At 73.7% G+C, this 17,417-nt stretch carries 13 protein-coding genes and 2 pseudogenes; 12 read left to right on the top strand and 3 right to left on the bottom strand.

Annotation, left to right across the window (positions count from 1 at the left end):
- Nucleotides 1-3 precede the first annotated feature (3 nt).
- Nucleotides 4-456, bottom strand: coding sequence for an NUDIX hydrolase (locus ORI94_RS19215; RefSeq protein WP_266077177.1), 453 nt, complete (start codon nt 454-456; stop codon nt 4-6).
- A 632-nt stretch (nt 457-1,088) separates the two neighbouring features.
- On the opposite strand from ORI94_RS19215, the gene ORI94_RS19210 reads away from it, so the two are divergent.
- A complete protein-coding gene (locus ORI94_RS19210) occupies nt 1,089-2,051 on the top strand; it encodes an EamA family transporter (RefSeq protein ID WP_266077175.1) in 963 nt (320 codons plus the stop codon).
- 128 nt (nt 2,052-2,179) lie between these two features.
- On the opposite strand, the pseudogene ORI94_RS19205 reads toward ORI94_RS19210, so the two are convergent.
- Nucleotides 2,180-2,506, bottom strand: a pseudogene (locus ORI94_RS19205) (alpha/beta hydrolase); the annotation flags it as partial.
- A 1,020-nt stretch (nt 2,507-3,526) separates the two neighbouring features.
- Between ORI94_RS19205 and ORI94_RS19200 the strand changes: the two are divergent.
- The 11 genes and pseudogenes from ORI94_RS19200 (at nt 3,527) to ORI94_RS19150 (ending at nt 16,307) form a co-directional block, all read left to right on the top strand.
- Complete coding sequence (locus ORI94_RS19200) at nt 3,527-4,594, top strand: arabinan endo-1,5-alpha-L-arabinosidase (protein WP_266077173.1); 1,068 nt, start codon at nt 3,527-3,529, stop codon at nt 4,592-4,594.
- Nucleotides 4,595-4,753: 159 nt separating this feature from the next.
- Nucleotides 4,754-4,888: pseudogene (locus tag ORI94_RS19195) on the top strand (IS630 family transposase); the annotation flags it as partial.
- 180 nt (nt 4,889-5,068) lie between these two features.
- Complete coding sequence (locus ORI94_RS19190) at nt 5,069-5,788, top strand: hypothetical protein (RefSeq protein WP_266077172.1); 720 nt, start codon at nt 5,069-5,071, stop codon at nt 5,786-5,788.
- A gap of 157 nt (nt 5,789-5,945) precedes the next feature.
- The gene (locus ORI94_RS19185) at nt 5,946-6,761 is read left to right on the top strand and encodes a TIGR03084 family metal-binding protein (RefSeq protein ID WP_266077171.1); all 816 of its coding nucleotides are present in this window, start codon (nt 5,946-5,948) and stop codon (nt 6,759-6,761) included.
- On the top strand, nt 6,758-8,446 hold the full coding sequence (locus ORI94_RS19180; RefSeq protein ID WP_266077169.1) for an acyclic terpene utilization AtuA family protein: 1,689 nt from the start codon (nt 6,758-6,760) through the stop codon (nt 8,444-8,446). The genes ORI94_RS19185 and ORI94_RS19180 overlap by 4 nt, the downstream gene beginning before the upstream one ends.
- A complete protein-coding gene (locus ORI94_RS19175; protein ID WP_266077167.1) occupies nt 8,443-10,041 on the top strand; it encodes an acyl-CoA carboxylase subunit beta in 1,599 nt (532 codons plus the stop codon). Before ORI94_RS19180 ends, ORI94_RS19175 begins: the two co-directional genes overlap by 4 nt.
- 10 nt (nt 10,042-10,051) lie before the next feature.
- Entirely contained in the window at nt 10,052-11,893 is a 1,842-nt protein-coding gene (locus ORI94_RS19170) for an acetyl/propionyl/methylcrotonyl-CoA carboxylase subunit alpha (RefSeq protein WP_323056072.1), read from the top strand.
- 295 nt (nt 11,894-12,188) lie between these two features.
- On the top strand, nt 12,189-13,367 hold the full coding sequence (locus ORI94_RS19165; RefSeq protein WP_266077163.1) for an acyl-CoA dehydrogenase family protein: 1,179 nt from the start codon (nt 12,189-12,191) through the stop codon (nt 13,365-13,367).
- Nucleotides 13,368-13,384: 17 nt separating this feature from the next.
- Entirely contained in the window at nt 13,385-14,965 is a 1,581-nt protein-coding gene (locus ORI94_RS19160) for a 4-coumarate--CoA ligase family protein (RefSeq protein WP_266077161.1), read from the top strand.
- A complete protein-coding gene (locus tag ORI94_RS19155) occupies nt 14,962-15,696 on the top strand; it encodes an enoyl-CoA hydratase family protein (RefSeq protein ID WP_266077159.1) in 735 nt (244 codons plus the stop codon). Before ORI94_RS19160 ends, ORI94_RS19155 begins: the two co-directional genes overlap by 4 nt.
- Nucleotides 15,684-16,307: a TetR/AcrR family transcriptional regulator gene (locus ORI94_RS19150; RefSeq protein ID WP_266077157.1), complete on the top strand. Its 624-nt coding sequence runs from the start codon at nt 15,684-15,686 to the stop codon at nt 16,305-16,307. Before ORI94_RS19155 ends, ORI94_RS19150 begins: the two co-directional genes overlap by 13 nt.
- Before the next feature lie 76 nt (nt 16,308-16,383).
- Here the strand turns inward: ORI94_RS19150 and pdxH are convergent, their stop codons facing one another.
- On the bottom strand, nt 16,384-17,052 hold the full coding sequence (gene pdxH, locus ORI94_RS19145) for a pyridoxamine 5'-phosphate oxidase (protein ID WP_416237848.1): 669 nt from the start codon (nt 17,050-17,052) through the stop codon (nt 16,384-16,386).
- Nucleotides 17,053-17,417: the final 365 nt, after the last annotated feature.

Here is a 17,417-nt window from a genome sequence, read left to right as displayed (position 1 = left end):
CCGTCAGGGCGTGGTCTCGCCCCGTACCAGCGGCAGGCACACCGGCTGGATCTCCTCGGGCAGGTCGTCCGGGCGGCACCAGCGGGCCTCCAGGATCTCGAAGGGGTCGAGGCGCAGCTCGCCGCCCAGCAGGCGGGCCTCGTAGGCCACTTCCAGACGGGTGCGGAAACCGCTGTTCAGCATGACGAGGCGGCCCACCTCCACGTCGAGGCCGGTCTCCTCCTCGACCTCGCGCACCACGGTCTGCCGGAAGTCCTCGTCCTTGTGCGCGAAGCCGCTCGGCAGGCCCCACTGACGGCCCGGCGGCCACATCCGGTGCCGGAGCAGCAGGACCCGCCCCTCGTCGTCGCGCACGACGCCGGTCACCCCGACCACGAACTTGGCGTTCAGGAACCACATGACGCGGCTCTGAACGGGGCGCAGGAAGCGCCAGAGACGGGCAAGAAGTCGTCGCACGGGGCCTCGGGAGGTAGGAGCGGGGCGGACAGGGCTTCACCGGTGGGGACGGTACCCGCCCTGGTGCCCGCCCCTCGCCCACCGACACCTCCGGCACCTTCGAGGCCTCCGGCACCTTCGGCACCTCTGACACCTCCGGCACCTCCGGCACCTCCGGCACCTCCGGCACCTCCGGCACCTCCGGCACTTCGGGCACCTCCGAGGCCTCCGACGCCTCGGCCGGCACCCCTCGGGCAGGACGTCTCCGTCCGGTGCCACCGGCCGCTGCCGGAACTGTGCGCACCTCGGCCTGCCGGCACCCGGGGGACCGCGGTGCGGGCGGGCGTACGGGGGATCTGTCCGACGGGGGATCTGTCCGAACGGGAGAAGGACGCGAGGGGACGGGGGCGCCCGCTGCGGGGCCGTCGCAGAGTGGCTTCCCCTTCCCGCCCCGCCCGGCCTCCCCGGTGTCCCGGAGGTGCTCGGTCCGCATGACGGACGGAGTTGACCCGGGCGGGGCGGGGGACTCATTGTCAGGTACGTGGAAGCGTCACGGTGCTGACCGAGTTCATGTCCTGGACCGGAAAACACCCCGCGACGCACAGTTGCCGAGGGGGCTCTCCACCCCCTCCGCCCAGCCCGAGGAAGGCGCCGTGACGACGTCGAGTGCTGCCAGCCCGTCCACCCCGGCCGCCGTCCCCGGGGCGGCTCCCGGGCATGCGCCGGAAGCGGCGGGCGCCCCACGCGGGCGCGGCTCCCTGGGCCCGGTCGGGCTGGTGCTCGCCGGGGGGATATCCGTGCAGTTCGGCGGGGCGCTCGCGGTGACGCTGATGCCGAGGGCCGGTGCGCTCGGCGTCGTGACGCTGCGGCTCCTGGTGGCCGCGGTCGTGCTGCTGGTGGTGTGCCGGCCCCGGTTGCGCGGCCACTCGCGCGCCGACTGGACCACGGTGATCGCCTTCGGCATCGCCCTGGCCGGGATGAACGGCCTCTTCTACCAGGCCGCCGCCCGCATCCCCCTCGGCACGGCGGTCACCCTGGAGGTGCTCGGCCCGCTCGCCCTCTCCGTCCTCGCCTCCCGCCGCGCGATCAACCTCCTGTGGGCCGGACTCGCCCTCGCCGGCGTCGTCCTGCTCGGCGGCGGAGGCTTCGAGGGCCTCGACCCCCTGGGCGCCGCGTTCGCCCTGGGCGCCGGTGTCATGTGGGCGGCCTACATCATCTTCAGCGCGCGGACCGGCCGCCGTTTCCCGCAGGCCGACGGGCTCGCCCTCGCCATGGCGGTGGCGGCGGTCCTGTTCCTGCCGCTGGGCATCGCCGAGTCCGGTACGAAGCTCCTCGACCCGACGGTCTTCGCCCTGGGCGCGGCGGTCGCGATGCTCTCCTCCGTCCTCCCGTACACCCTGGAACTGCTCGCCCTGCGCCGCCTGCCCGCCTCCACGTTCGCCGTCCTGATGAGCCTGGAGCCGGCCCTCGCCGCGGCCGCCGGCTTCCTCGTCCTCAGCCAGGCCCTCACCCTCACCGAGGCCGCCGCCATCGCCCTGGTCATCGCGGCGAGCATGGGCGCGGTACGGACCCAGGTGGGACGGGGGCGGGAGAAGGCGCCGGGGGACGGTTCCTGACGATCGCGTCGCCGGGGCGGAGCGCTCCGGTACTGGTGCCGCGTCAGGCAACGTTCGCCCCGGCGATGTCCTTGCACCGGCACCGGAACGGTTACGCGTCCGAACCCGAACTTTGTCGGCCACTCTGGTCAGTGCGCGCTGAACGCTCCCATCGGGCCAAGGTGCCGGGCGAAGAACCGCAGCGTGCTGTCTGTCTCGAATGCCGGGACCTCACCGTGCTCGCCGGGGTCGGCGTGCAGCGTCTTCTCGGTCGAGGCGAAGGCGTCGAACAGTGCCAGGCTCCGGGTCCGTGGCACTCGCTCACCGTCCCACTGCACGAGGGACTCCACCGGGACGGTCATCCGTGCGGCGGTCTCGGCTGACACCTCGGCACCGCCCGGGCCCAGCACCGCCGCCCGGACCCGGGGCTCGGCGGCGACAAGCGGGACACCGATCACGCAGCCCAGCGACACACCCGCCCCGGTAGCGAGTGCTCGGCCGGGTCGAGGCCAGAGCTTCAACCGCTGCCACGCGGTCACCCCCGCCTTCGGACGCAGGTGATCGGCGGGGATCATGCCGAAGAAGTTCACGTTCTCCGCGTCGCGGGCCGGGCAGGTGGGGGCCAACAGTCCGTCATCGACCGCACGGCCCTCCGCGCGTGTCCGGGCGACGGCCAGTCCGTAGTGATCCGTCGTTCGGGTCACCTCCGAGTTGATCAGCAGAGTCAGGCACCCTGCCCGCTCGGTCTGCGCGGCCGGGTGGCGAGGACGGATGCCACCCGCCCGGTCGGTCCAGCCTGCCGTCGGCCGGGCCGGGCCGGGCCGGCCCGGGTCGGCACAGGCGCGCCGCGTGGCCGGTCTGATCCACCGTCCCCGCCGTGAGCTGAGCGCCCCGGTCGAACCGGTCGGCGGCCGCACACCCGTCATCGGCACCGCGGCAACGATTCCTGCCGTGAACCCCGCAGGGATGGTGTCGGGCGGCGTGCAAGGGGCCGCGGCGAGCATGTCGGCCAGCCAGTCCTCGTAGTGTCGGCGCTCCAGCCCCGACCGGCGGTGAGCTGGGTGCACAGGTGGGACCGGTCAGAACCCAGCAGGCGTCCGCCGGGCGGGCGGCGTCGGCGCCGGCAGGCAGGACAGGCCGACTTCGGGGGAGGGCCGCGCACCTCGACCAGCCCCTGCTGCCGGAAGACTTCCAGTCCCTGGACGACTGCCTTCCCGGCGTCGACCCCTCCTGTCTCGTCCACCGATCGGACACCGTCGCAGAGTTTCAGCAGCTCGACCGACCACCGACTGCCCGCTCCGGGTGCCTCTGATCACCCGAACCGGCGGGAGGTGCGCGCCGGGCAGCCGGGGACTGACCGTCTTCTGGTGCCCAGGGGCAGCGGCTGGAGGCAAATACTTCGGCAGGACGGCAACCATGGCCGACCCTGCGGCAACTGTTGAGCAGCCCGTGCCCCACGGGCACCCCCCACCGCACGTACAGATTGGGAAACACGCATGACTGAGCGGCACAGCCACGGCAAGGCGCGGCACCGCAGAAGGAGGACGGCCCTGCTGTCCGGGATCCCGCTGGCGCTGGCCGCCGCGGGAGCCATGGTCTACGGCACGGCTTTCGGGGTGTTCGGAGAGGACGCGCAGCCGAAGGCCGAGGCGGCGCCGTCGAGCGCGTCCGCCTACCCCGGCCCCGGGAGGGTCACCGGCGACGTCGTCGTCCACGACCCGACCCTGCTGCGGGCACCCGACGGGCGCTACCTGCTCCATTCCACCCACGGCTACCTGGAGGTCCGCACCTCCACCGACCGTGTCGCTTTCAGCCGCAACGGCAACGCCTTCTCCACGCCGCCCCGTTGGTGGTCGCGCTACTCGACCGAGAACGATCCGTGGGCACCCGACCTCTCCTATCACGGCGGCCGGTACCTGATGTACTACTCGGTCTCCAAGTTCCATTCCAACACCTCGGCCATCGGCCTGGCCACCTCCACGACCGGCAAACCGGGCAGCTGGAAGGACCAGGGCATCGTCCACTCCTCCACGTCCACCAGCGACTACAACGCCATCGACCCCGACCTGTTCGTCGACGGCGACGGCAAGTGGTGGCTGGCCTTCGGCTCCCACTGGAGCGGGATCAAGATGATCCGCCTCGACCCGAAGACCGGGAAGCAGTACGCGGGGGACACCACCCGCCACTCGCTCGCCTCGCGCTCCACGGCGCCGAGGGCGGTGGAGGGCCCGACCGTGGTCAAGCGGAACGGGTACTACTACCTCTTCGCCTCGTACGACGCCTGCTGCAGCGGTACCACCTCCACGTACAAGATCAAGGTCGGCCGGGCCACCAAGCCCACCGGGCCGTACTACGACCGCAACGGCGTCGCGATGAACAAGGACGGCGGCACCGTGGTCATGGCGTCGCACGGATCCGTGATCGGCCCCGGCGGGCAGGACATCATGTCCGACGGTGGCAAGGACCTGCTCGTCTACCACTACTACGACGGCAGGGACGGCGGTGCTCCCAAGCTCGGCCTCAACCTGCTGAAGTGGAGCGGCGGCTGGCCCACCGCGTACTGACCGGCACTTGGCGGCGGGGGAGCGGCGGTTCGCGCAAGGGCCACATGGGCAGCTCCCCACGCCTGCGGGGAGGATCCCCAGCCACAGAGGTGGATCTGCGGCTGGTGCCCTCCTCGTGCCGTGCCGGCGCCGGGCCCGTCATCCCGTCGTACGCGCCGCGCCTCCAGGCATCCCCGCCTGCTCGGCACTCACGACGAGGACTTCGTCATCCAGACGGCCACCACCCGCCCCGCCAGGCTCGGCCGGCCCTTCACCCGCTGGTCGAACCGCAAACCCGCCGCCTACCTGCGCGAGCAACTCGCGGAGAGCCACACCTGGCAGGCCGCGGCGGCCTCCCTGTTCGGCCCGCTGTGCGACCGCGGCGACCGCGGCGGCCGACGACGGTCCCGGTGAGAGAAGAAGGGCGCCGGCAGGGGTGGGGGGCGGCACACCCGGGTAGGCACGGGGCAGTTGCCGGGGGGACGGGAGAGCATCATGCTGGCCGGGGCGATCGGCGATGTCGTGCTGGGGCTGCTGGCCAGCTGTCTGAGCGGCCTGGCGGTGTGGCTGTGGCAGCGCGGCAGACACAGCCGGGACCTCCGGGCGCGGATGCGCGTCGTCGGCGCCCGCCCCGGCGACACCTGCCTGATCGTGATGAACAACAAGTACGGCGCTCCGGGCACCACCCATCACCACGACGTGCAGGCGATGATCGAGGCAGCCGTCCTCAGCCACAGTCTGGAGTGCGAGGTCGAGATCGTCCGCAGCGACGACTTCCGGGGCAGCAACGGGAACAAGCCGGAGTTCTGCATAGGGGGCCCGCTCGGCTCGAACGTGCGGAGCGCGGGCCATCTCGCCCACAGCCTCCCCGGCGTCACGTTCCATCCCTACACCCATCCGGACCATCCGCTGGCCATCGAGGCGGGCGGTGAGTCCTACCACTGGGACCGCGAGAACCAGGGGTACGCGCTGCTCGCGAAGTTCACCGCTCCGGGAGGGTCCCGTCCCGTCATCCTCATCTGCGGGCAGAGCGCCGTCACCAACCACGCCGCCGCATACTTCCTCCACCACTCGTACCGCCGGATAGCGGACGCCGTCTCCTCCACCGAACGCTTCTGCCTGATCCTGAAGATCCCCTCGATCCGCACCTACGGCTTCCAGGGGGCCACCCTGGAACGCGACCTCACCGACGCGGTCTTCGCACCCGGGCCGTAGCGGTCCCCGCGCACCCGGGCCGTAGCGATCCCCGCGCACACGGCGCGGGGAGAGCGGCCGCACCCATTCATGCAAGCACGCTTGCTTGTTTCCCGGTCCGCTGCCATGCTCCACGCGACCGCGCCGCACACCGTCGTGCCCCGAGGGGAGCGCCATCGTGTCCGATCCGTCGTCCGTGATCGACGATCTGCATGAGGAGAGCGAGGAGGCCGACCGGCTCGTGGCCCGGCTCGGCCCCGAGGGGTGGGGGCTGGCGACGCCCGCCGCCGGGTGGAGCGTCGCTCATCAGGTCGCGCACCTCGCCTGGACCGACCACTCGGCGCTGCTCGCCGTCACGGACGGGGACGGGTTCCGGGCGCTGGTCGAGCAGGCGCTCGCCGCCCCGCACACCTTCGTCGACGAGGGTGCCGAGGAATACGCCCGGCTCGCGCCCGCCGAGTTGCTCGCGCGGTGGCGCAAGGGGCGCGCGGCGCTGGAGAACGGGCTGCGGTCGGCCCCGCCCGGGGCACGCTTCCCCTGGTACGGACCCCCCATGTCGGCGGCCTCCATGGCGACGGCCCGGCTCATGGAGACCTGGGCCCACGGGCTCGACATCGCGGACGCGACCGGTGTGCCGCGGCCCCCCACCGACCGGCTGAGGCATGTGGCCCGGCTCGGGGTGCGGACCCGGGACTTCGCCTACGGAGTGCACGGCCTCACCCCGCCCACCGATCCCTTCCGCGTCGAACTCCTCGCGCCGGGAGGCGAGCTGTGGGCCTACGGGCCCGAGGACGCCCCGCAGCGGGTCACCGGGCCCGCGCTCGACTTCTGCCTCCTGGTCACCCGGCGCGCCCACCGCGCCGACCTCGCCCTCACCGCCGACGGGCCCGACGCCGACCGCTGGCTCGGCATCGCCCAGGCCTTCGCCGGGCCGCCGGGGGGCGGACGCCCGCCGAAGGAGGAGGGCAGGGGCGGCCAGGGGCACACCCCGTGACGGCGGACCTGCGCATCGGCAACGCCTCCGGCTTCTACGGGGACCGCTTCGACGCCCTGCGCGAGATGCTCACCGGCGGTGAGCTCGACGTCCTCACCGGCGACTACCTCGCCGAGCTGACCATGCTCATCCTCGCCCGCGACCGGCTCAAGGACCCCTCCGCCGGGTACGCCCGCACCTTCCTGCGGCAGCTGGAGGAGTGCCTCGGCCTCGCCCACGAGCGGGGGGTGAGGATCGTCGCCAACGCCGGCGGACTCAACCCGGCGGGGCTCGCCGGTGCCGTACGGGAGCTGGCCGGGCGGCTCGGCGTCCCGGTGCGGGTCGCGCACGTCGAGGGCGACGACCTCACCGCCGCCCATCCGGGGAGCCTCGCCGCCCACGCCTACCTCGGCGGCTTCGGCATCGCGGCCTGCCTGCGCGAGGGCGCCGACGTCGTCGTGACCGGGCGGGTCACCGACGCCGCCCTGGTCACCGGCCCGGCCGCCGCGCACTTCGGCTGGGCGCCGACCGATCACGACCGGCTCGCGGGGGCCGTCGTCGCCGGACACGTGCTGGAGTGCGGGCCCCAGGCCACCGGCGGCAACTACGCCTTCTTCCACGAGCGGCCCCCCGGTGACCTCCGGCGGCCCGGCTTCCCGCTCGCCGAGGTGCACGAGGACGGCAGCAGCGTCATCACCAAGCACCCCGGCACCGGCGGCTTCGTCGACGTCGGCACCGTCACCGCGCAGCTGCTCTACGAGACCGGCGGCGCCCGGTACGCCGGGCCGGACGTCACCGCCCGGCTCGACAGCGTGCGGATCGGCCGGGACGGGCCCGACCGGGTACGGATCGACGGCGTGCGCGGAGAGGCGCCGCCGCCCACGCTCAAGGTCGGGCGGAGCCGGCTCGGCGGATTCCGCAACGAGGTCGTGTTCGTCCTCACCGGGCTCGACGTCGAGGCCAAGGCGGACCTCGTGAAGGAGCAGATGGCCGGCGCGCTCGCCACGTCGTCGCCGGCCGAGGTGCGCTGGGAGCTCGTACGGACCGACCGGCCCGACGCGGACACCGAGGAGACCGCGAGCGCCCTGCTGCGGCTCGTCGTGCGGGACCCGGCGCAGGAGGCGGTCGGGCGGGCGTTCAGCGGGGCCGCCGTCGAGCTGGCGCTGGCCGGCTACCCCGGATTCCACGTGCTGGCGCCACCGGGAAAGGGCGCCCCCTACGGGGTCTTCGAGGACGTGTACGTCCCCCAGGGTTCCGTCGGCCACGTGGCCGTCCTCCACGACGGCCGCCGCGTCCCGGTGGGCCCGCCCCACGACACCGCCGTCCTCGCGGACGTACCGGAACCGGAACCGCCCCGGCCGCTGGCACCCGGGCCGGCCCGGCGCGCCCCCCTCGGCCTGGTCGCCGGTGCCCGCAGCGGGGACAAGGGCGGCAACGCCAACGTCGGGGTCTGGGTCAGGAGCGACGACGCCTGGCGGTGGCTCGCGCACGAGCTGACCGTCGAGCGGCTGCGCGAGCTGATCCCCGAGGCCGCCGACCTGCCCGTCACCCGGCACGTCCTGCCCCGCCTGCGCGCCCTGAACTTCGTCGTCGAGTCCCTCCTCGGCGAGGGCGTCGCCGCGCAGGCCCGTTTCGACCCGCAGGCCAAGGCGCTCGGCGAATGGCTGCGCTCCCGCCACCTGGACATCCCGGAGGCCCTCCTGTGACCGTCCTCGCATCCGCCCTGGACACGGCGGGCCCCGACTACCGGGCCCACCGCGAGGCCATGCTCGGCAAGCTCGCCGCACTCGACGCCGAACACGCCAAGGCCCTCGCGGGCGGCGGCGGGAAGTACGTCGACCGGCACCGCGCGCGCGGCAAGCTCCTCGCCCGCGAACGCGTCGAACTGCTCCTCGACCCCGACACCCCGTTCCTGGAACTGTCCCCGCTGGCCGCCTGGGGCAGCGAGTACGCGGTCGGCGCGTCCCTGGTCGCCGGGATCGGGGTCGTCGAGGGCGTGGAGTGCCTGATCACGGCCAACGACCCGACGGTGCGCGGCGGCGCCAGCAACCCGTGGAGCCTGAAGAAGGCCCTGCGGGCCAACGACATCGCGCTCGCCAACCGGCTGCCGTGCATCAGCCTGGTGGAGTCCGGCGGTGCCGACCTGCCCTCGCAGAAGGAGATCTTCATCCCGGGCGGCGCGATCTTCCGCGACCTCACCAGACTGTCGGCGGCCGGCATCCCGACCGTCGCCGTCGTCTTCGGCAACTCCACCGCCGGAGGCGCGTACGTCCCCGGCATGTCCGACCACGTGATCATGGTCAAGGAGCGGGCGAAGGTGTTCCTCGGAGGCCCGCCGCTGGTGAAGATGGCCACCGGGGAGGAGAGCGACGACGAGTCCCTGGGCGGCGCCGGGATGCACGCGCGGGTGTCGGGCCTCGCCGACTACTTCGCCGTCGACGAACCGGACGCCCTGCGCCGGGCCCGGCGGGTCGTGGCCCGCCTGAACCACCGCAAGGCGTACCCCGACCCGGGGCCGGCCGAGCCCCCCAGGTACGACCAGGACGAGCTCCTGGGCGTCGTGCCCGGCGACCTGAGGAGCCCCTTCGACCCGTGCGAGGTGATCGCGCGGATCGTCGACGGCTCCGACTTCGACGCGTTCAAACCGCTCTACGGGACCAGCCTCACCACCGGCTGGGCCGCCCTGCACGGCTACCCGGTCGGCATCCTCGCGAACGCCCGGGGGGTGTTGTTCAGCGAGGAGTCGCAGAAGGCCGCCCAGTTCATCCAGCTCGCCAACCAGCGCGACATCCCGCTGGTCTTCCTGCACAACACCACCGGCTACATGGTCGGCAGGGAGTACGAGCAGGGCGGGATCATCAAACACGGCGCCATGATGATCAACGCGGTCGCCAACTCGAGGGTCCCCCACCTGTCGGTGCTCATGGGCGCCTCGTACGGTGCCGGGCACTACGGCATGTGCGGGCGGGCGTACGACCCGCGGTTCCTGTTCGCCTGGCCCGGCGCCAAGTCCGCCGTCATGGGCCCGCAGCAGCTCGCCGGGGTGCTGTCCATCGTCGCCCGGCAGTCCGCGGCGGCGAAGGGCCGGCCGTACGACGACGAGGCGGACGCGGCACTGCGCGCCATGGTCGAGCAGCAGATCGAGTCCGAGTCGCTGCCCGTGTTCCTGTCGGGGCGGCTGTACGACGACGGCGTCATCGACCCGCGCGACACCCGCACCGTCCTCGGCCTGTGCCTGTCGGCCGTCCACACGGCGCCCTACGAGGGCGTGCGCGGTGGCTTCGGCGTCTTCCGGATGTGAGGAGCTCATGGTGATCAGTACTGTCCTCGTCGCCAACCGGGGCGAGATCGCCTGCCGGATCGCCCGCACCTGCGGCGAACTCGGCATCCGGACGGTGGCCGTGCACTCGGACGCCGACGCGAACGCGCTGCACGCGCGTGTGGCGGACGAGGCCGTACGCCTCGTGGGGGCGGCGCCCGCCGACACGTATCTGCGCGGCGACCTGATCGTGAAGGCCGCGCTCGCGGCCGGCGCGGACGCCGTGCACCCCGGCTACGGCTTCCTCTCCGAGAACGCCGGCTTCGCGCGCGCCGTACGCGACGCCGGCCTGGTGTGGATCGGGCCGCCCCCCGAGGCGATCGAGGCGATGGCCTCCAAGACGCGCGCCAGGGAACTCATGGGCATCGCGCCCCTGCGCGAGGTCACCGAGGCCGACCTGCCGGTCCTGGTGAAGGCGGCCGCGGGCGGCGGCGGGCGCGGGATGCGCGTCGTACGGAGCCTCGCCGGCCTGGACGCCGAACTGGCCGCCGCGCGCGCGGAGGCCGCGAGCGCCTTCGGCGACGGCGAGGTGTTCGTCGAGCCCTATGTGGAGGGCGGGCGCCATGTGGAGGTGCAGGTCCTCGCCGACACGCACGGCACGGTGTGGGCGCTGGGCACCCGGGACTGCTCCCTGCAGCGCCGCCACCAGAAGGTGATCGAGGAAGCCCCGGCACCCGGCCTGACCGAGGAACTCACCGCGGAACTCCACACCCTCGCCGTACGCGCCGCCCGCACGGTGGGCTACACCGGCGCCGGGACCGTCGAGTTCCTCGTCGCCGGCGACCGGGCGCACTTCCTGGAGATGAACACCCGGCTCCAGGTGGAACACCCGGTCACGGAGGCCGTGTTCGGCCTCGACCTGGTCGCCGAACAGATCCGCGTCGCCGAGGGCCACGCCCTCGAGAACGACCCGCCCCCCGCGCGCGGACACGCCGTGGAGGCCCGCCTGTACGCCGAGGACCCCGCCCACGACTGGGCGCCGCAGACCGGCCGCCTGCACCGCCTCGCCGTCCCCGGCGGGATCCGCCTGGACACCGGGTTCACCGACGGCGACGACATCGGCGTCCACTACGACCCGATGATCGCCAAGGCCGTCGCCCACGCGCCCACCCGCGCGGAGGCGGTCCGCAAACTGGCGTCCGCCCTGGAACGGGCGGCGATCCACGGCCCCGTCACCAACCGGGACCTGCTCGTCCGCTCCCTGCGGCACCCGGAGTTCACCGACGGCCGCATGGACACCGGCTTCTACGACCGCCACCTGACAGCACTGACCGAACCCGCCCCCGACCCCCGCGCCCCGCTCGCCGCCGCCCTCGCCGACGCCCACGGCCGCTCCCGGTTCGGCGGCTGGCGCAACCTGCCCTCGCAACCGCAGGTCAAGCGGTACGCCGTGGCGGGCGAGGAGCGCGAGGCGCGTTACCGGCACACGCGGGACGGGCTCGCGGTGGACGGGGCGCGGGTGGTGCACGCCGACGCCGGCCTCGTCGTCCTCGAGGCCGACGGCGTCCGACGCCGCTTCGAGGTCAGTCGCTACGGCGACCGGGTGTACGTCAACGGCACCGCCCTGACCGCCCTGCCCCGCTTCCCCGACCCCGCCGCCCAGCACACCCCGGGCTCCCTGCTGGCCCCCATGCCGGGCACCGTCGTCCGGGTCGCGGAGGGGCTGGCCGTCGGCGCCTTCGTCCAGGCCGGTGAACCTCTGCTCTGGCTGGAGGCGATGAAGATGCAGCACAGGATCACGGCCCCGGCCACGGGGACGGTGAGCGCCCTGCACGCCGTCACGGGACAGCAGGTGGAGCCCGGCACGTTGTTGGCGGTGGTGCAGCCCGGCTAGGGACTGCGGCGAAAGGGGCACCTGCCGTGCGACGCCCGGCACGCACCCCCGGCGCACCCGCACCGCCCGGAAGCCCGGGTGCGCCCGGTACGGGAACTTCCGGGCGGCACGCCGGGAGCACCCTGCCCCGAGCTCTCGGGCTCGCTCGAGCAGGGGGGACCCCATGACGTCGCGCGGCCGTCCTCCGGGCGGCGACGCCCCTTCCGCCACAGGCCCCAGGGGCGCGAACCACGCGAGGAACCACAGATCACCCGCACCCTCCACACGACGCGAAGCCCCTCCCCCAGGAGCGCTCATGCCCGTCATCGAATCCGAAGAGCACAAGGCCCTCCGCGCGGCCGTCGCCGCCCTCGGCAACCGCTACGGCCGCGCCTACCTCACCCGCACCGTCGCCGAAGGCAACCACCCCGCCGAACTCTGGTCGGAGGCGGCCGAGCTCGGCTACCTCGGCGTCAGCCTCCCCGAGGAGTACGGAGGCGGAGGCGGCGGCATCGCGGAACTCTCCCTCGTCCTCGAAGAGCTCGGCGCCGCCGGCTGCCCGCTCCTGCTGCTGGTCGTCTCGCCCGCCATCTGCGGCACGGTCATCGCCCGCTTCGGCACCGAGGCACAGAAGCGGGAGTGGCTGCCGGGCCTCGCCGACGGCACCCGCACCATGGCGTTCGGCATCACCGAGCCCGACGCCGGTTCCAACGCGCACCGCATCACGACCACCGCGCGCCGCGACCCCGGCACCGGCGACTGGCTGCTCACCGGCCGCAAGGTGTTCGTCTCCTGCGTCGACGTCGCCGACGCCACCCTCGTCGTCGGCCGCACCGAAACCGTGTCCGCCGAGAAGGGCCGCACCGGCCGGATCAAGCCCTGCCTGTTCATCGTCCCGCGCGACGCCGAGGGCTTCGAGCGCCGGCAGATCGACATGGAACTCAGTGCCGCCGAGAAGCAGTTCGAGCTGGTCCTCGACGACGTACGGCTGCCCGCCGACGCGCTCGTGGGCGATGAGGACGCGGGCCTGCTGCAGCTGTTCGCCGGGCTCAACCCCGAGCGGATCATGACGGCCGCCTTCGCGATCGGCATGGGACGCCACGCCCTCGCCAGGGCCGTCGAGTACGCGCGTGAGCGCACCGTGTGGGACGCCCCCATCGGCGCCCACCAGGCCGTCGCCCACCCCCTCGCCCAGGCGCACATCGACCTCGAACTCGCCCGCCTGATGATGCAGAAGGCTGCTCTGCTCCACGACACCGGCGACGACACGGGCGCGGGCGAGGCCGCCAACATGGCCAAGTACGCCGCCGCCGAGGCCTGTGTGAAGGCCGTCGACCAGGCCGTGCACACCCTCGGCGGGAACGGCCTGACGCGCGAGTTCGGCCTCGCCTCGCTGGTGACCGCCGCGCGGGTGTCCCGGATCGCCCCGGTGAGCCGGGAGATGATCCTGAACTACGTCTCCCACCAGACCCTGGGCCTGCCCAAGTCGTACTAGTCCGTCTTGGAGGAACCATGTTCCGCAGCGAGTACGCAGACGTTCCACCCGTCGCACTCCCCATCCATGACGCGGTGTTGGCGCGCGCCGCCGAGTTCGGGAGCACCCCGGCACTGATCGACGGCACCGACGGCACCACCCTCACGTACGAGCAGGTCGACCGGTTCCACCGGCGTGTGGCCGCCGCCCTCGCCGAGGCGGGCGTGCGCAAGGGCGACGTGCTCGCCCTGCACAGCCCCAACACGGTCGCCTTCCCGCTCGCCTTCTACGCGGCCACCCGCGCGGGCGCCTCGGTCACCACCATCCACCCGCTCGCCACCGCCGAGGAGTTCGGCAGGCAACTGGCGGACTCCTCGGCCCGCTGGATCGTCACCGTGTCCCCGCTGCTCCCGACCGCGCGCAGGGCGGCCGAACTCGCGGGCGGCGTCGAGGAGATCCTCGTCTGCGACAGCGCGCCCGGCCACCGCTCCCTGATCGACATGCTGGCCTCCGCCGCCCCCGAGCCGCAGGTCGCCATCGACCCCGCCGAGGACGTCGCCGTCCTGCCGTACTCCTCCGGCACCACCGGCACCCCCAAGGGCGTGATGCTCACGCACCGCCAGATCGCCACCAACCTCGCCCAGCTCGAACCGCTGATCACCGCCGGCCCCGGCGACCGCGTCCTCGCCGTGCTGCCGTTCTTCCACATCTACGGTCTGACGGCCCTGATGAACGCCCCCCTGCGCCAGGGTGCCACCGTCGTCGTCCTGCCGCGCTTCGACCTGGAGACGTTCCTGGCGGCCGTCCAGAACCACCGCATCACCGCCCTGTACGTGGCCCCGCCCATCGTCCTGGCCCTCGCCAAGCACCCCCTGGTCGCCGCGTACGACCTCAGCTCCCTGAAGCACGTCGTCAGCGCCGCCGCACCCCTGGACGCGAGCCTCGCCGCCGCCTGCTCGCAGCGGCTCGGCCTGCCGCCCGTCGGCCAGGCGTACGGCATGACGGAACTGTCGCCGGGCACCCACGTCGTCCCCCTGGACGCCATGGACGACGCGCCGCCCGGCACCGTCGGCAAGCTCGTCGCCGGCACCGAGATGCGCATCGTCGCCCTCGACGACCCGGCCAAGGACCTCGGCCCCGGAGAGTCCGGCGAGATCCTCATCCGCGGCCCCCAGGTCATGAAGGGCTACCTCGGCCGTCCCGACGCCACCGCCGCGATCATCGACGAGGACGGCTGGCTGCACACCGGCGACGTCGGCCACACCGACGAGGACGGCTGGCTGTTCGTCGTCGACCGGGTCAAGGAGCTCATCAAGTACAAGGGCTTCCAGGTCGCCCCCGCCGAACTCGAGGCGCTGCTCCTGACCCACCCCGGCATCGCCGACGCCGCCGTCGTCGGCCTCCACGACGACGACGGCAACGAGGTCCCGCACGCCCACGTCGTCCGCCGGCCGTCCGCCCCCGGGCTCTCCCGGAGCGAGGTCATGGCGTACGTCGCCGAACACGTCGCCCCGTACAAGCGGGTCCGCCACGTCACCTTCATCGACGCCGTCCCCCGGGCGGCCTCCGGGAAGATCCTGCGCCGCGCACTGAGGGCGCGGTCCGAGGAGCCCTCGTGACCCTGGTCGCCCGCACGCGCGCGCGGGGCGTCGAGACCCTCAGCCTCGACGCCCCCGAGCGCCGCAACGCCCTGTCCGCCGCCCTCGTCGGGGAACTGGCCGACGCGCTCACCGACGCCGGCCGGGACGGCGACGTCCGCGCGGTCGTGCTCACGCACACCGGGAACACCTTCAGCGCGGGCGCCGACCTGCGCGACCCACCGACCCCCCAGGCGCTGACCGGCCTCCTGCGGCACATCGTCGAACTCCCGAAACCGGTCGTCGCGCGGGTCACCGGGCACGTCCGCGCGGGCGGCCTCGGCCTGCTCGGCGCCTGCGACGTCGCCACCGCCTCGGACACGGCCACGTTCGCCTTCACCGAGGTCCGCATCGGGGTCGCCCCGGCCGTGGTCTCCCTGCCGCTGCTGCCCCGCGCCGACCCGCGCGCGCTGGCCCGCTACTACCTCACCGGGGAGCGCTTCGACGCCGCCGAAGCCGTCCGCGCCGGCCTGCTCACCGTGTGCGGCGAGGACGTCGACCAGGTCCTCGCCCCGGTCCTCGACGGCCTGCGCCGGGCCGCACCCGAGGCCCTGGCCGAGACGAAGCGGCTGCTCACGGCTAGGGTGCTGGAGACCTTCGACCGGGACGCCGCCGACCTGACGGCGCTCTCGGCCCGCCTCTTCGCCTCCGCCACCGCACGGGAGGGGATGACGGCCTTCCTCGAACGACGGGACCCGCAATGGGCGGTGTGAGCACGACCGGCCGCAGCGACCGTGCCGAGCGCGTTCCCAAGCAGGACCGCAGCCGGGTCACCCGGCAGCGGCTCCTGGAAGCCGCCGTGGCCTGCCTCGCCGAACACGGCTGGGCGGGCTCCACGGTCCTCGTCGTCGCCGAACGCGCGGGTGTCTCCCGGGGCGCGGCCCAGCACCACTTCCCGACCCGCGAGGACCTTTTCACGGCCGCCGTCGAGTACGTCGCCGAGGAACGCTCCACCGCCCTGCGGGCCCTCTTCCCCGACGGCACGACCGCGGGTGACCGCCGCGCGGTGGTCACCGCGCTGGTCGACCTCTACACCGGGCCCCTGTTCCGCGCCGCCCTCCACCTGTGGGTCGCCGCCTCCAACGAGGAGCAGCTGCGGCCCCGCGTGACCGAGCTGGAGTCCCGCATCGGGCGTGAGAGCCACCGCGTCGCCGTGGACCTCCTCGCCGCCGACGAGACCCGCCCCGGTGTCCGCGAGACCGTCCAGGGCCTCCTCGACATGGCCCGCGGCCTGGGCCTGGCCACCCTCCTCACCGACGACGCGGCCCGGCGCGAGCGGGTGGTGCGGCAGTGGGCGGCACTGCTGGACGAGGTGCTGGGCTGAGTCACCGGGGCGAGGCACCGCGGCCGGGGCCGGCCGGTCCGGGGCCGCACGGCGGTCCGCGGCTCTGCCTGCGCGCTCACGGGCTCAGCCGCTCCACCTTCCAGCCGCCGTCCGGCCGGGCCGTGTAGCGCAGGCGGTCGTGGAGGCGGTTCTCGCGGCCCTGCCAGAACTCGACCGCCTGCGGGACCACCCGGAAACCGCCCCAGTGCGGCGGGACCGGCACCTGCTCGCCCTCCGGGTGGCGGGCCGCCAGCTCCGCGTACGTCGCGTCCAGGTCCGTACGGTCGGCCAGCACCGACGACTGGCCGCTCGCCCACGCGCCGAGCTGCGAGCCGTGCGGGCGGGTGCGGAAGTAGGCGGCCGTCTCGTCCCGGCCGGTGCGCCGCGCGGCGCCGGTGACGATGACCTGCCGGGCCATCGGATGCCACGGGAACAGCAGCGAGACGTACGGGTTGACGGTCAGCTCGCGCCCCTTGCGGGAGTCGTAGTTCGTGTAGAACACGAACCCCTGCTCGTCGAAGTGCTTCAGCAGCACCGTGCGGGAGCTGGGCCGGCCCCGCGCGTCCGCCGTGGACACGACCATCGCGTTCGGCTCGAACAGGCCGCCGTCCGTCGCCGCCTGCTTGAACCAGCGCGCGAACTGCTCGACGGGGGTGGCGGCCAGGTCGGCCTCGGAAAGCCCCTCGGCCCGGTACTGCTTGCGCATCGAGGCGGGATCGAAGGGAGCGGAGTCTCGGGCGGTCACGTGGTCATCCTGCCGCATGAGCGGATCCCGTGGGCACGGAGTCCGCAGGTCCGTGCAGCAGGGGCCGGGGGACGGGCGCGCCTGGAGGGCCGCCCGGAATTCAGTGGCACTGAGTGCCGCAAACACTCCCCAAAACTGGCACTCAGGGTTATCGTTGCTGGGCAACTGCTCCGGTTGGGTGGCCGCCGGCCGGGCATCACAGGGGTGACGTCCCGGACCGCGAGTCCTCGCGACGACGACCGCGGATCCCCCGGACGCGCACTCGCCCCAACCGGCCGACCGGTCACCGGCCGGCCGGCTCACCGACCGGCCGGCGCGTGGCCGTCCCACCCACACGGCCGTCCGCCGTCCCCCCCCATCATGAG

The organism is Streptomyces sp. NEAU-W12 (genome assembly GCF_026242095.1).
In the GTDB taxonomy this organism is placed as follows: domain Bacteria; phylum Actinomycetota; class Actinomycetes; order Streptomycetales; family Streptomycetaceae; genus Streptomyces.
This window is presented reverse-complemented; position numbering and strand designations above follow the sequence as displayed.